The sequence below is a fragment of the Sorangium sp. So ce394 genome (assembly GCF_051474665.1).
In the GTDB taxonomy this organism is placed as follows: domain Bacteria; phylum Myxococcota_A; class Polyangia; order Polyangiales; family Polyangiaceae; genus Sorangium; species Sorangium cellulosum_D.
Genome location: NZ_CP150339.1, coordinates 12,164,885 through 12,177,128 on the forward strand (window position 1 = coordinate 12,164,885; position 12,244 = coordinate 12,177,128).

The following is a 12,244-nucleotide window of genomic DNA, read 5'->3' on the forward strand; positions in this document are numbered from 1 at the left end:
GATAGCGGCTTAACCCGTCATGCGAAACCCGCCGACGCAGGGTGCCACCTCATGAGATCTCGGTCTTTCTGCTCGCTGGCCGCCGCGCTGGCCGCCCTCGCCGCCGTGCCCGCGCTCGCCCGCGCGCAGGACGCGCCCGTCAAGCCCGACGGCATGGCCCTGAGCCGCTTCGTCCCGGCGCCGGCCGGGGACCGCATGTTCAGCGTGCCGTCGCCGTTCGCGCCGGGCCACCTGACGCCCCACGTGATGCTGATGGCCGATTACGCGAGCAATCCGCTCGTCCTGCGGCGCGCGCGCGACGGCGCCGAGATCGGCGCGGTCGTCAGCGATCAGCTCACGTTCCGGCTCAACGCGTCGCTCCCGCTCTGGAACAAGGTGAGCTTCGACCTCGACGCGCCGCTCACCGCGCTCCAGTCGGGCGAGAACCCGAACGGCGGCGGCCGCGAGTTCGCGTCCCCGAGCGGCGCGGAGCTCGGCGACCTGCGGCTCGGCGCGCGCGTGCAGCTCTATGGCACCTACCACGACCCGCTCCAGCTCGCGATCGGCGCGTACCTCTGGCTGCCCACGGGCGCGGCCGACTCGTTCGTGAGCGACGGCCACGTCCGCGCGATGCCCTACCTCGCCGCCGGCGGCCGCCTGGATCGCCTCGTCTGGTCGAGCTCGCTGGGCACCGAGCTCCGGCGCTCCCAGTCGTTCGGCGGCGTGGCGCAGGGGACGATGCTCACCCTGGGCGGCGGCGTCGGGTTCCTCGCCCTCGGCGACCGGCTCCAGGTGGGGCCGGAGCTCACCACCGCGATGGTGCTCGAGGACATCAGCAGCCGCTCGATCAACGCCGAGCTCCTCCTCGACGCCCGGTATCGATTCCTCCCCTTCCTGGAGGCCGGCGTCGGCGTCGGGCCGGGGCTCACCTCGGGGATCGGCACGCCCGACCTGCGCGTCGTCGCCATGGCCGCCTTCACGCCGGAGCAGCCGCCGGACGGGGACAGGGACGGTATCCCCGATCCGGAGGACGCCTGCCCGAAGGTGGCGGGCGAGCGCAGCGCCGACCCGCGCAAGCACGGCTGCCCGCCGCCGCCGGACCGCGACAACGACGGCATCCCCGACGGCGAGGACGCGTGCCCGTTCGTCGCCGGCGTCGCGAGCGCCGACCCGCGCAAGCACGGCTGCCCGCCGCCGCCGGACCGCGACAACGACGGCATCCCCGACGGCGAGGACGCGTGCCCGTTCGTCGCCGGCGTCGCGAGCGACGATCCGCGCAAGAACGGCTGCCCGCCGGACCAGGACGAGGACGGCGTGCCCGACGGCGAGGACGCCTGCCCCGAGGTCAAGGGGCCCCGCTCGAAGGACCCGGCGAAGAACGGCTGCCCGGCCGACACGGACGGCGACACGTTCCGCGACGACAAGGACGCCTGCCCGAGGGAGAAGGGCTTCGCGGATCCGGACCCCGAGAAGCACGGCTGCCCGAAGGCGGTGCGGGTGACCGACAAGAACGTCGTGATCCTGCAGCAGGTGCAGTTCGACACGGACAAGGCCACCATCAAGCCGGTGAGCGATCCGCTGCTCGACGAGGTCGCCCAGGTGCTGAAGGAGCACCCGGAGATCGTGCTCATCGAGATCCAGGGTCACACCGACGATCGGGGCACCGACGAGCACAACCGGGTCTTGTCGCAGAACCGCGCCAACTCCGTCATGGCGGCGCTGGTCCGCCGCGGCATCGACTCGACGCGGCTGACGGCGCAGGGCTACGGCCGGGACCAGCCCCTCGACAACAACGCGACGGAGGAGGGGCGGCAGCGGAATCGCCGTGTCCAGTTCATCATCATCAAGAAGGCCGCGTACAAGCCGCAGGTCGAAACCGGAGAGGATCGATGAGAAAGCAGTTGGGCATCACCGGGCTCGCGTCGCTCACGCTGATGGGCCTCACGACCGCCAGCGCGACGGCCGAGCCCAAGCTGCGTATACAGGTCGATCAGAAGGGCGATTTCGCCCTCATCGGGAGCTCGCTCGGGCAGGAGTGCCGCTCTTCGACGCCGAGGCCCAAGGAGGGCACGGTCGGCGCCTGCGGAGCGTCGACCGCCGAGTCGGGGCCCGATCTCTTCTGGCGGTCCGACTCGCCGGCGGACGGCAGCGCGGAGGCGAACCTCGACATCACCCCGGAGATGGCGCGCACGACCGCGGTGCTGACGCTGCCCGAGGGGGCGACGGTGACGCACGCGTTCCTGTACTGGGCCGCGCGCAACGGCGGCGGCGCCGATACCGAGGTGGAGCTCCACCACGAGGGCGGCTTCGAGGGCAAGGTCACCTCCATCGACTCGGTCGAGACGGTGATCAACCAGGGCAAGCCCAAGGAGTCGCACAACTACCAGTCCGTCGCCGACATCACCTCGATCGTGAAGGAGAGCGGCGCGGGGGCTTACCGGGTGGGCGGCGTGGACGTCGTCGACGTCAGGGACCGCGACGACGACGTGGTCTTCGCGGCGTGGTGGATGGTGGTGTTCTACGAGGCGCCGAGATCGCCGATGCGCAACCTCGCGCTGTTCGACGGGCTCGACCGGGTCTCCGACGTGGGCTGGCAGCAGGTCGAGCTCTCGGGCTTCAAGGTGCCCGACGCCGGCTTCGTGGCGAAGCTGGGCATCGTCGCGTTCGAGGGCGACAACACGAGCTCTGGCGACAGCGTGTTCTTCAATCCCAAGAACCCTGGGAAGCCCGACGTGGCCGAGGCGCTGAGCGACGCGCTCAACCCTGCGGACAACTTCTTCAACAGCACCCGATCGGCCCTCGGAGAGCCGGTGTCGGTGGAGGGCGATCTCCCGAGGATCGCGGGCACGCCCCAGAGCATGTCGGGGGTCGACATCGACATCGTGGATGTCAGCTCGAAGCTCACGCCTGGGGACGATCGGGCGACGCTCGTCGCCACGAGCACGGACGAGCTGTACTTCCTCGCGGGGTGGGTGACGTCGATCTCCAACTTCGGGCCCGACTTCAGCAAGTCGACCAAGGTGGCGACCGACGTCGGCGGGCTGCCGACGTACCGCGGCGACGCCATCGAATACCGCATCACGGCGACGAACACCGGCAACGACGACGCCGTGGGCGCGGTGCTGACCGACGTGCTGCCGCCCGGCGTGACGTTCGTCCCGGGCTCGCTCTCGATCGTCGAGGGGCCGAACGCCGGTCCTCAGACGGACAGGCCTGGAGACGATCTCGGCGAGTACGATCCGCAGACGCGGACCGTCACGTTCCGGCTGGGCGAGGGGGCGGACGGCGCGAAGGGCGGCGGCATCCCTGTCGACGGGAGCGTCACGGTGCGCTTCGAGGTCACGGTGGACGCGGACGCGCCGAACGTCATCAAGAACCAGGCGCGGATCGCCGCGGCGGGCGCGCTCGGCGCGCCGGTGAGCGACGACCCGACGGACGGCAACGGCGCCGCCGCCGGCGCGCCGCCGACCGAGGTCGCGGTGGAGCCGGAGGATTTCTACGCCGCGGGGAGCGGCATGATCGGCCCTTGCGCGACCAGCCCGGGAGGCGGGGATGGCAGCGCCGGCTGGCTCGCTGGGCTCGCGCTGGCGGGGCTCCTCCGCAGGCGGCGCCGCGCGTAGCGCGAGGGGCGCGGCGTCAGCGCTCGGCCAGAGCGTCGTCCAGCGTGGGCGCGGTGAGCACGCGTTCGGTCCAGCCTTCGATCTGCCCTGCATCGGCGGCGCGGATGCGCGCCTCGATCGGCTCGGGTAGCTCGCCGAAGCGCAGGCGGAGCAGCTTCAGCAGCATGCTTCGCTGCCCTTCCAGCCGGCCCTCTCGCTCGCCCGCCAGCCGGCCCTCCTCGCGAAGGTAATCTGCGATGGTCACGATCTCCTCCTTGGCCTCCGGTCCCGCCGCCATGAGCAGCCTCTGCAGCACCTTCCCGGGCCGGCGCGGGTCGATGACGGTCAAGATATACCGCCATACACGCGCAAGCGCAGCTGCTCCGCCGGGCGCCCGACGCACCTCCTGGACCACCTCCCTCCACGCCGACAGGCGCCGCACCAGCTCCTCGGGAGCGCGCGCATGCCGGAAGCACCACAGCACCAGCCGCCCCAGCGCCGTCATCGCCCGCGCTCGCAGCGCCTCGTCCGTCTCCTCGCTGATGTCGTCCAGCACGAACCGGAACTGCGGCACATGCTCGGCCATCAGCGCCAGCGTTTCCGGCGGCACGTCCAGCAAATCCTGGAACGAGACCGCCGCGCTCCAGCCGGTCTTGCTGTGGTGCAGCACCACCGGCAGGATCGCCGGGAGGAGCATCGCCTTCGGGTGGCGCTCCAGGTAGCCTTGCCAGATCCGCACCATGTACGCGAGCAGCCGAAACGCCATCAGCGGATGCGTCGTGCTCTGGTGCTCGAAGATCACGTAGATGAACAGCGGCGCCTGCTCCAGCCTGGCGGTGAAGAGCAGGTCGCTGTGGCTCGAGGCGAGCGCTTCGTCGATGAAGCTGCCAGGTTGCAGCGTCAGCGACCCCAAGTCGATGCGGGCGGCAAGCGCCGCCGACAGGGCCTCGCGCAGCGCCCCGGCCGCGTGCTCCGGCTGGCTGAACGTGGACTTGAACAGCGCGTCATGAGGGGTGGGCGCCATCCATCCTCACTCCATGGCGGATGTCGGTCTGGCACCACCGAGCACCGGATCGGCGGCGCGCTGCCTTCGATGAAGATTGGCTAGCAAGCCACAGACATGTTGGCCACGAAAAGATAGTTAATTTTAGACACAATTTGTGAAATGACATCGAGCGGTGTCGCGCAATTACGGCGAGGGAATCCGTGTCATCTCTCAATCGTCATTCACACGCGCGCCTGTGCTGCTCGCCCTGCTGATGGGATCACCTCGTGCGGATTACCTCGGGCAACGGGCGGAGGGCGCGACCTCGATCGCCGCCTCCACTACCTCGGGCGCCGCACGCCGGCGACGGAGCTCAGCCCATGTTTCCCCCGTCGCGAGGCCACCGCGACCGGCGACAAACGCAGCCGTCCGTGACCGGGCTCCTAGACGGCGGGACGCGAGCGTCGCGTCGCCCAAGTCCCTCCCCGCTCACGCGCCGGGCGGTAGGCCCCCGGAGAGGGGGCCGGGCGACTCGGCGAGACCTGCGTACCCGAGAGGAATCAGGAACGCGAGGCTGGCTCGAGACGAGCTCAGTTGATGGTGAACGACTTGCTGACCGAGACCGGCCCGCCGCCGAAGGCGGGCACGCGCGCGCCGCGGAACAACCGCGCCACGCAGCCGCCGACGCTCGTCCCGGCGAAGGGCGCGCCCTGCACCTCGGCCGACGTGACGTTGCCGCTCGGCGCGAAGGTGACCTTGACCTTCCCGGTGCCCGTCGGCCCCCCGGCCTTCTTGCAGCTCTTGGCGGACCCAGCCGCCGCGCCGAGCGCCGAGCTCGCGGCGCCGCGGTTGAACTCGCCGCCGCCGCCGGAAGGCGCCGGCTCCGCCGCGGGCTTCGACGCCGCCGGCTTGTCCGCCGCTGCAGCAGGCGCAGGCGCGGACGACGGCCGCCCCTTGTCCGCCGGCTTCTCGGCCGCCGCGCTGGGCGCCGGCTGATCCGGGGCCGCCGCCGACGCGGCAGGCTCCTCGGCGGCCGGCGCCGCCGTCTCCGCGGGCGGCGGCGTGGCGGCCGCCGCCGTCTCGGTCGGCGTCGGCGCGGGCTCCGGCGTCGCCGCCGGGCTCGGCACCTCTGCAGGGGCAGCGTTCGTCTGCTCCGGCGTGGTCGTGGACGTGTCCTCCTTCGGCGACTGCATGAAGAAGAAGGCGACCCCGCCGATCAGCACGACCGCGGCGACCGCGGCGGCGATCAGGCCCAGGCGGCCCTTCTTGGCCGAGGGCTCCGTCGCCGCCATCGGGGAGAGCGGCAGGAGCGGCGGGGGCGGCACCGACGACTTGGCCGAGGCCGACAGCGACGGCGGCGGCCGCGAGTCCGTCACCGGCGCGAGCAGGGGCGGGGGCGCGAGCATCGGCGCGGAGGCGATCGCGCCGCCGCCGAGGTTCAGTAGGTCGTCGTAGCCGGTGCGCCCGTTGTTCTTCGCGGGGCGGCTCGACAAACGCCGGCCGGCCGGGGTCTCCTCTTGCTTCTCTTTGGCCGCGTTCTCGGTCGCGGTGAGCGCCGAGAGCGAGAAGAGGACGGAGTTCTCGTTGCGCTCGCCCACCTGACGATCGCCGCCGGGCGGCGGGGCCGACGGTGCCGGCTCGGTGACCCGCTCGGCGGCGGCGGCGCTGAAAACGTCGACCGCGGCCGCGCGGCCCGGGCGGCGCGCCGCCGTGGCAGGCGCAGCAGCGGCAGGCGCGCCCGCGGCCGCGCCGCCGTCGGCGGCCGGCGCAACCGCGGCAGCCCCCGCAGCCGGCGCCGCCGCGACAGCCCCCGCAGACGCCGCCGCGGCAGCTCCCGCAGACGCCGCCGCGGCAGCCCCCGCAGACGCCGCCGGCACCGGCGCGCGCTTCGCCTCCTTCATGACCACGGTCCCCTCGGGGCCGAACCTGAGCCCGGCCGGCGCCGGCGCCACGGGGACCGGCGCAGCAGCCGCCGCGGGCACCGCCGCAGGCGTCGGCACCGCCGCAGCCGCGGGCACGGCGGCAGGCGCCGGCGCGGGTGTGGCGGCAGGCGCCGGCACCGCCGCGGGCGCCGCCGCAGCAGCAGGCGCAGACGTCGCGACCGCAGCGGCCGCCGCATCCGCCGCCGGCGCCGCATCGTCCCGGGAGGAAAATCGCTCCTTGAGCTCGGGGACGCTGGCGATCGGGAGCCAGTCGCTCATCCCCTCTTTCCAGACGTACGTGTCGTTGCTCAGCGCTCCGCGCCCGTACTCGGTCACGAGCTGGGCGGTCGTCATGGTCCGCTCGTCGCCCTCGGCGACGTTGACGGTCCACTCGTCGGGCGCCGCCGTCGAGGGCGCGCCGCCGGCGTCGGCCACGAGCTTCGCGTCGGCGTCCTCCGCGAGGTCGCCCTGCTGCCCCACGGTGGCGTCCTGCGACGGGGCCGAGGCAGCCTCACTCGCGCCGTGGACGACCATCGCGTGGTTGCATTTTTTGCATTTGATCTTGACCGTCTTGCCGACGACCTTCTCGTCCGCAATCGTGTACTTCGCCTGGCACGACTCACACGTAATCTTCATGCGACTGTCGCCCTTCCCGTTCCGGCCTGCGGGCATGGGTTCAACGACCACACACGCGCACAATCACGCGGCCCGGTCGGTTGACGGAGGATAGCGGGACCGCGCGAGACCGATCAAGGAGCCGGCCTTTTTTGTGTCCACCGCGGCGCGGTGCAGCGAGATGACGCAGCGCGTGTCCGTGCCCCGCGCGACGCGCGAAGGGCGCCGCGCTCAGTTGAGCAAGACCAGCTGCGTGCCGTCTTTGCCGCAGAACATCGCCTCGCCCGGATAACGGTCGCCGCAGGTAGGGCAGATCTTTCCACGAGCGCGCGGCGTCGGCCCGACCGGCCCCGCGCCGCCCGCGGCCGGCGCCGCGAGCGCGGCCCCGGAGGACGCCGGCGCATCGTCCGCCCCGGCGCCGCCGCGCTCGCCGAGGCCGCCGCCCGTCGAGGCGGGGCCTTCGAGCTCGCCGGCGCGCCGGCGGCCGCGGCGCAGCAGGATCAACCCCGCGAAGCCGAGGCAGGCGGCGACCCCGCCCACGATGGCGACGAACAGGTTCTTGCGCTCGCGCCCGACGTCCTCGCCCGAGGTCGTGCGCCCGCCGATGGTGCCGGCCGCGATCACCGCGACGGCGGCCTGATCGCTCTCGCCGGCCTCGTTGAGGCCGCTCGTGGCGAGGAGCGCGTCGTACCGATCGGGGCTCGTCACCTCGATCGCGACGGTCACGCCCTTGCCGGCGACGGACGCCACGAGGCCGAGCGACCCCTCGCCCGCGTCCGCGCCGAGCGAGAGGGCGCCCGTCGCGTCGACCGTCGCGGCGGACGCGAGCGGCCCCGGCGCGATCGACCACGCGGGCCTGGTCGGGAGCGCGCACCCCGCGGCGTCCATGACCAGCGCGCGAAACTGGAAGCGCTCGCCCGGCCGCATGAGCTTGCGCGACGGCGTGACCTCGAGGCGCGCGGGCTCGCCGGGGGCGTCGCAGGTGCGCGGAGGAGCGGGCTTCTTCTCGGAGGCGGCGGGCGGCGCGCTCGCCGCGGGCGGCGCGCTCGCCGCGGGCGGCGCGCTCGCCGCGGGCGGCGGCGCGCTCGCCGCGGGGGGCGCTTCGCCCTCGCGCCGGACGAGCGTGTAGGTCCGCGTCCTCGTCACGGAGGCGCTGCAGGTCGTGTCCTGGATGATGAACTGGTACTGCCCCGTCTCCACCATGCGGATGCTGGCGTCGGTCGCCTGCGTCGTCGTGGTGACCACGGCCCGGCGGGGGTCGTTCGGCGGGGTCGTGCAGCGCGTCTGCCAGGAGCGCACGTCGCCGGAGGCCGAGTGCTTGCTGCGCGCGAGCCCGGGCATCTGCTCCCAGCACTCGGCGGTGCTCCACGACCGGCCGGCGCCCGAGATGGAGAGCTCCGAGCCGTGCTGCTGGATCTGCACGGCGCCGCCCGGGGCGCCCTGCGGGCGCGGCCTGGGCCCGCACGCCTCCCCCCACGCGTCGATGGACCACTGCTCGGAGAGCGCGCTCGCGGTCCAGGCCCCGCTCAGCGTCGGTTGTCCCTGCGCGGCGCTCGTGCTCGAAACCGCGAGCGACGCGAGCGACGCGAGGAGCAGGGCCGGCGAGGCGAGCAGCGGGCGTCCCACGGCCGAACCCTAGCAGCGCCCGCGCGCGGACGGCAGCCGGCAGGCTCGCGGGCCTCAGCCCGCGCGGTGCGCCGCGCGAGAGCCCGGCGTGAGCCGGCCGTCCGCGCGGCGCGCCGCGGCTCCTTCGCGCGCCCTCGTCCAGGGCGGCGCGGGCGAAGCGCGGCAGCGCCCGCCCCGGGCGCCGGCGCCGCCTCGTCGCCTCGTCGGCGGGGCGACGAGGCGACGAGGCGGCGAGGCCGGCGCAAAGCAGGCGCGATTCCGGCGCGGCGGGTGTGGGCCCCTGCGGCAGGCGGTGGACGACCGGCGCCCGCCTCCCTGGCTCAAGGCGTAGGCCAAAGCACTCAAGCACGCACAAAACGCATCGCGCCCCGGAAAAGGATCTAGACATGCGAAGCGGAGATTCGTTATCTTGAAAAATGGTCTCGTGCGCACTCTACATCAAATCTCGTCGGGCACTCCCGCGCGCCTGATCCGGTCGTGTTCGGCCCTGGGCCGAGCACGCGAGCACGATCGACGACCGGCGACCGACGACCGGAGATCGAAGATGCATTGCCGCGGAGCCCGCTCGTCCCTGCGCTCCTCTTCCGCAGGACGCAAACGGCCCAAAAGCGTCACCGCACGACCCAAAATTGTCACTTCGCACCTCGGTGTTTTTTTGGTGTCTCCCCGAAAAAAAGATCTGGACACTTCAAGGACCGAGTTGCTAGTTTGAACACTGTCCCTTTGCGCATCCGCTCTCCGATCGAAGCCAAAGCACCCGCGTACCTGATCTGATCCAGATCGGCCCGCGGGGCTCAGTCCGATAGGAGCCCGCGAAACCGACCTCGCCTGGCCCGTGCGCCATGGTGCCTGCTATTCGGATGACGCTCCCGCAATGGTTCACCCGTGAGGACCTCAAGGAGCTACCAATGAAGCAGATCGCAATCGCCTCCTCCGCCGCGCTCGCCACCCTGTTCATCACCGCGACCAGCCTCGCCAACACCTCTGCGCCGTCGCCCACGTGCACCGTGATCAAGCGGGGTGTCCTGGGCGACATCTACAACGCCGAGATCTGGAGCCTCGCCCCGAGCTATCACGTCCCGTCCCCCCATGAAGTCAACACCGGGTACTCCAGCACCGTCGGCGAGAAGCGCGCCCTGTTCCGCTTCGATCTGAGCCCCATCCCCGCGGGCTCGCTCGTCACGTCGGCCAAGTTCTACGCCCTGACCTACACGAGCACGGCCAAGACCGTGTACGTCCACCAGGTGCTCGCCCCCTGGGACGAGTCGCTGGTCACCTGGAACAACCTCGGCGCCATCGACCCCGCCTCGTTCACCTCGTTCGTGCCCAACGTCACGGGATGGAGCTCGGTCGACCTCACCGGGCTCGTGCAGGACTGGGTGAGCGGGATCTCGCCGAGCTACGGCATCCTCCTCGAGGAGGGCTCCTCCGGCAAGACCTCTTATAAAGGCAGCGCCCACACCGACCTTTCCTACCGCCCGCTCCTCGAGGTCTGTTACACGGCGCCGAAGGGCACGATCGGCGACAAGGTGTGGTTCGACGCGAACGCCGACGGCCTCGAGGACGCCTCCGAGCTCGGCATCTCCGGCGTCGTCGTCGACCTCTTCGCCGACACGAACTGCGACGGATCCGCCGACGGCGCCGCCCTCCAGACGACCGCGACCGGCGCGAACGGCGTCTACCGCTTCAGCGAGCTCGAGGCGGGCTGTTACGTCGTCGCCGTCGACGACGCGACGCTGCCGCTCGGGCACCTCCTGACCACCGACGACGAGCCGCTCGCCGTGTCGCTCGACGCGGGAGAGAACGTGACCGACGCCGACTTCGGCTACGTGACGTACTCGTCGATCGGCGACACGGTCTGGCTCGACAGCGACGCCGACGGGCTCTACGAGCCGGAGACGGGCGAGCTCGGCGTCAACGGCGTCCGCGTCGAGCTGTTCCAGGGCGACCAGCTGGTCGACTTCACCGTCACGGGCAACAGCCCCTACACCGGCCAGCCCGGCTTCTACCTCTTCGACACGCTCTCGGCGGGCACCTACTCGGTGGTCATCACCGCCGACAACTTCATGACGAGCGGCCCGCTCGCCGGGCAGGAGCCGACGGCCGACCCGGACGGCGGCCTCGACAACGTGGGCACCGTCTCGCTCGGCTGGGCGCAGGACCTGCTCGACGCGGACTTCGGCTACCAGCTCTCCTGTGGCAACGGCGTCTGCGGCGGCGACGAGAGCTGCTCCACCTGCGCCGTAGACTGCGGCGTCTGCCCGCCCGTCTGCGGCAACGGCACCTGCGAGGCCGGCGAGGACTGCGGCAGCTGCAGCGCCGACTGCGACGTCTGCCCGCCCGTCTGCGGCGACGGCACCTGCGACGCGAGCGAGAGCTGCGGGAGCTGCGCGGACGACTGCGGCGCCTGCCCGCCCGTGTGCGGCAACGGCACGTGCGAGGCCGGCGAGGACTGCGGCAGCTGCTCGGACGACTGCGGCGCCTGCCCCGCGGTCTGCGGCAACAACGTCTGCGAGACCGGCGAGGACTGCTCGAACTGCGCCGGCGACTGCGGCGCTTGCCCCGCGGTCTGCGGCAACAACAGCTGCGAGGCGGGCGAGAACTGCCTCGAGTGCCCGAGCGACTGCGGCATCTGCCCGCCGGTCTGCGGCAGCGGCGTCTGCGAGGCCGGTGAGACCTGCAGCAATTGCGCGGCCGACTGCGGCGCGTGCCCGCCGGTCTGCGGCGATGGCGTCTGCAAGGCGGGCGTCGAGAACTGCTCGACCTGCGCGGCCGACTGCGGGACCTGCAGGTGCGCGTCGCCCGGCACCGGCTCCCCCGGCTACTGGAAGAACCACCCGGACGCGTGGAAGGTCTCGAAGCTGACCATCGGCGGCAAGACGTACACGAAGTCCCAGCTCCTCGACATCATCAGCCGCCCGACCAAGGGCGACGTCACGTACATCATCGCGAAGCACCTCATCGTCGCCAAGCTCAACGTCGGTATCGGCAACCAGTCGAGCTGCATCGAGAGCACCATCGCCGCGGCCGACGCCTGGCTCAAGAAGTACCCGCTCGGCAGCAACGTGAAGGAGAGCGGCAGGAACTCGCCCTGGGCGAGCGGCGAGCCGCTGGCCGAGAAGCTCGACGACTACAACAACGGCCACCTCTGCGCGCCGCACCGCGACGACCTGAACTGCGACGACGACCGCGATCACGACCGCGGCTGCCGCTGACCGGTAGACGCGAGCACCCCCTGGGGCCAGCGCCCTCCCCGAGCGATTGCATCGAGCGCGCCGGCGCTGGCCCCATCTCCACCTCCCCCACGCATCTCCCCTCCCCCGCTGCTCTCCACCGGACGATCTCGTCAGCGAGCGGCAGCCTCATCGCTGTTCAAGCTCCTCGAGCTCCGCGGCCGTTCCGGCTGTTCCAAGGTCGCTGACCCCTCCGATGAGCGGCCTCCCAGGCGCGGGTCGATCGCCGCGCCGGGCGCGCGACGCCCGACCGCCGCCGCCCCCGTGGAACGCCGGCGCGCGGCG

General features: G+C 72.2%; 6 protein-coding genes. 3 read left to right on the top strand and 3 right to left on the bottom strand.

What is annotated here, in order from left to right:
• Positions 1 to 51: 51 nt before the first annotated feature.
• Both WMF33_RS45030 and WMF33_RS45035 read left to right on the top strand, forming a co-directional pair.
• Entirely contained in the window at positions 52 to 1,872 is a 1,821-nt protein-coding gene (locus tag WMF33_RS45030) for an OmpA family protein (RefSeq protein ID WP_437334342.1), read from the top strand.
• On the top strand, positions 1,869 to 3,599 hold the full coding sequence (locus WMF33_RS45035) for a DUF11 domain-containing protein (RefSeq protein WP_437334343.1): 1,731 nt from the start codon (positions 1,869 to 1,871) through the stop codon (positions 3,597 to 3,599). The genes WMF33_RS45030 and WMF33_RS45035 overlap by 4 nt, the downstream gene beginning before the upstream one ends.
• Positions 3,600 to 3,615: 16 nt before the next feature.
• Here the strand turns inward: WMF33_RS45035 and WMF33_RS45040 are convergent, their stop codons facing one another.
• From WMF33_RS45040 to WMF33_RS45050, 3 genes are all read right to left on the bottom strand, one after another.
• Positions 3,616 to 4,602 (bottom strand): Rpn family recombination-promoting nuclease/putative transposase, encoded by a 987-nt coding sequence (locus WMF33_RS45040; protein ID WP_437334344.1) that lies wholly within the window; start codon positions 4,600 to 4,602, stop codon positions 3,616 to 3,618.
• 551 nt (positions 4,603 to 5,153) lie between these two features.
• Positions 5,154 to 7,121 carry a zinc-ribbon domain-containing protein gene (locus WMF33_RS45045; protein WP_437334345.1) on the bottom strand — a complete coding sequence of 656 codons (1,968 nt, stop codon included), beginning with the start codon at positions 7,119 to 7,121 and terminating at the stop codon, positions 5,154 to 5,156.
• A 210-nt stretch (positions 7,122 to 7,331) separates the two neighbouring features.
• On the bottom strand, positions 7,332 to 8,726 hold the full coding sequence (locus tag WMF33_RS45050) for a hypothetical protein (protein WP_437334346.1): 1,395 nt from the start codon (positions 8,724 to 8,726) through the stop codon (positions 7,332 to 7,334).
• A 908-nt stretch (positions 8,727 to 9,634) separates the two neighbouring features.
• On the opposite strand from WMF33_RS45050, the gene WMF33_RS45055 reads away from it, so the two are divergent.
• A complete protein-coding gene (locus WMF33_RS45055; RefSeq protein WP_437334347.1) occupies positions 9,635 to 11,941 on the top strand; it encodes an SdrD B-like domain-containing protein in 2,307 nt (768 codons plus the stop codon).
• Positions 11,942 to 12,244 lie beyond the last annotated feature (303 nt).

Coding starts and splice junctions, on each gene's coding strand:
- WMF33_RS45055 (WP_437334347.1), top strand. CDS start 9,635: ATGAAGCAGATCGCAATCGCCTCCTCCGCCGCGCTCGCCACCCTGTTC.
- WMF33_RS45030 (WP_437334342.1), top strand. CDS start 52: ATGAGATCTCGGTCTTTCTGCTCGCTGGCCGCCGCGCTGGCCGCCCTC.
- WMF33_RS45045 (WP_437334345.1), bottom strand. CDS start 7,121: ATGAAGATTACGTGTGAGTCGTGCCAGGCGAAGTACACGATTGCGGAC.
- WMF33_RS45040 (WP_437334344.1), bottom strand. CDS start 4,602: ATGGCGCCCACCCCTCATGACGCGCTGTTCAAGTCCACGTTCAGCCAG.
- WMF33_RS45035 (WP_437334343.1), top strand. CDS start 1,869: ATGAGAAAGCAGTTGGGCATCACCGGGCTCGCGTCGCTCACGCTGATG.